Here is a 2,965-nt window from a genome sequence, read left to right as displayed (position 1 = left end):
GAGCTAATTTTGTGTTGTCTTGTCACTCTTACAACACCATGCTTCTTACGAAGACATTTGGGCGTTGTATGGTTAAGCCTCACGGGCAATTAGTACAGGTTAGCTTAACGCCTCACAACGCTTCCACATCCTGCCTATCTACGTCGTAGTCTTCAACAACCCTTTAGGACAGTTAAACTGTCAGGGATGACTCATCTTGGGGCTCGCTTCCCGCTTAGATGCTTTCAGCGGTTATCGATTCCGAACGTAGCTACCGGGCAATGCCATTGGCATGACAACCCGAACACCAGCGGTTCGTCCACTCCGGTCCTCTCGTACTAGGAGCAGCTCCCCTCAATCATCCAACGCCCACACCAGATAGGGACCGAACTGTCTCACGACGTTCTAAACCCAGCTCGCGTACCACTTTAAATGGCGAACAGCCATACCCTTGGGACCGACTTCAGCCCCAGGATGTGATGAGCCGACATCGAGGTGCCAAACACCGCCGTCGATATGAACTCTTGGGCGGTATCAGCCTGTTATCCCCGGAGTACCTTTTATCCGTTGAGCGATGGCCCTTCCATACAGAACCACCGGATCACTATGACCTACTTTCGTACCTGCTCGACGTGTCTGTCTCGCAGTTAAGCTAGCTTATGCCATTGCACTAACCTCACGATGTCCGACCGTGATTAGCTAACCTTCGTGCTCCTCCGTTACTCTTTGGGAGGAGACCGCCCCAGTCAAACTACCCACCAGACACTGTCCACAATCCCGATAAGGGACCAATGTTAGAACATCAAATATACAAGGGTGGTATTTCAAAGGCGGCTCCACACAATCTAGCGACTGTGCTTCAAAGCCTCCCACCTATTCTACACATGTAGATTCAATGTTCAGTGCCAAGCTGTAGTAAAGGTTCACGGGGTCTTTCCGTCTAGGTGCGGGTACACAGCATCTTCACTGCGATTTCAATTTCACTGAGTCTCGGGTGGAGACAGCGTGGCCATGATTACGCCATTCGTGCAGGTCGGAACTTACCCGACAAGGAATTTCGCTACCTTAGGACCGTTATAGTTACGGCCGCCGTTTACCGGGGCTTCGATCAAGAGCTTCGCTTGCGCTAACCCCATCAATTAACCTTCCGGCACCGGGCAGGCGTCACACCGTATACGTCATCTTTCGATTTAGCACAGTGCTGTGTTTTTAATAAACAGTTCCAGCCACCTTTTCACTGCGGCCCTCGTTCGCTTAGGAAGCAAGTTCCATCACAAACAAGGGCGTACCTTCTCCCGAAGTTACGGTACGATTTTGCCGAGTTCCTTCACCCGAGTTCTCTCAAGCGCCTTAGTATTCTCTACCTGACCACCTGTGTCGGTTTGGGGTACGGTTCGATATACCATAAGTTTAGAGGATTTTCCTGGAAGCATGGCATCAACAACTTCGTCACCTTAGTGACTCGTCTCGTGTCTCAGGTTAGTGTTGAACCGGATTTACCTAATTCAACGCCCTACGCACTTTCACTTGGATAACCAACACCAAGCTTGCCTAGCCTTCTCCGTCCCCCCTTCACTGATATACCAAGTACGGAAATATTAATCCGTTTCCCATCGACTACGCATCTCTGCCTCGCCTTAGGGGCCGACTTACCCTGCCCTGATTAGCATGGGACAGGAAACCTTGGTCTTCCGGCGTGGGGGTTTTTCACCCCCATTATCGTTACTCATGTCAGCATTCGCACTTGTGATATGTCCAGCAAGCCTCACAGCTTACCTTCAGCCACTTACACAACGCTCCCCTACCATGTTTACAAAGTAAACATCCGCAGCTTCGGTATATTGCTTAGCCCCGTTACATCTTCCGCGCAGGCCGACTCGACTAGTGAGCTATTACGCTTTCTTTAAAGGGTGGCTGCTTCTAAGCCAACCTCCTAGCTGTCTTAGCCTTCCCACATCGTTTCCCACTTAGCAATATTTTGGGACCTTAGCTGGCGGTCTGGGTTGTTTCCCTCTTCACGACGGACGTTAGCACCCGCCGTGTGTCTCCCGGATATCACTCATTGGTATTCGGAGTTTGCAAAGGGTTGGTAAGTCGGGATGACCCCCTAGCCTTAACAGTGCTCTACCCCCAATGGTGTTCGTCCGAGGCGCTACCTAAATAGCTTTCGGGGAGAACCAGCTATCTCCCGGTTTGATTGGCCTTTCACCCCCAGCCACAGGTCATCCCCTGACTTTTCAACGTCAGTGGGTTCGGTCCTCCAGTTGATGTTACTCAACCTTCAACCTGCCCATGGCTAGATCACCGGGTTTCGGGTCTATACCTTGCAACTAAACGGGCAGTTAACCCTCGCTTTCACTACGGCTTCCCTAAACGGTTAACCTTGCTACAAAATATAAGTCGCTGACCCATTATACAAAAGGTACGCAGTCACAGAACAAGTCTGCTCCCACTGCTTGTACGTATACGGTTTCAGGTTCTATTTCACTCCCCTCACAGGGGTTCTTTTCGCCTTTCCCTCACGGTACTGGTTCACTATCGGTCAGTTAGGAGTATTTAGCCTTGGAGGATGGTCCCCCCATCTTCAGTCAGGATAACACGTGTCCCGACCTACTTAATATGGCAAAAATAACGCTTAGTGTACGGGACTATCACCCTGTACCGTTGTGCTTTCCAACACATTCCACTACGTCATAATTACTCGGCTGCTCCCCGTTCGCTCGCCGCTACTAGGGGAATCTCAATTGATTTCTTTTCCTAAGGGTACTTAGATGTTTCAGTTCCCCTCGTTTGCCTCTACAACCTATGTATTCAGTTGCAGATAGTGCATAAATGCACTGGGTTCCCCCATTCGGACATCTGTGGCTCAAATGCGTTTTGTCAACTCACCACAGCTTTTCGCAGACTTACACGTCCTTCATCGCCTCTAACTGCCTAGGCATCCACCGTATACGCTTAGTCACTTAACCATACAACCCCAAATATC

The 2,965-nt window shown here is 50.2% G+C and carries 1 rRNA gene; it reads right to left on the bottom strand.

Annotated elements, in window-relative coordinates:
• Positions 1–68 precede the first annotated feature (68 nt).
• Positions 69–2,948, bottom strand: a 23S ribosomal RNA gene (locus ABWV72_RS21045).
• Between the last annotated feature and the right edge of the window lie 17 nt (positions 2,949–2,965).

The sequence above is a fragment of the Aliiglaciecola sp. NS0011-25 genome (assembly GCF_040370605.1).
Lineage (GTDB): Bacteria > Pseudomonadota > Gammaproteobacteria > Enterobacterales > Alteromonadaceae > Aliiglaciecola > Aliiglaciecola lipolytica_A.
Note: the sequence above shows the minus strand (reverse complement) of the source record. Positions and strands in the feature narration are given on the sequence as shown.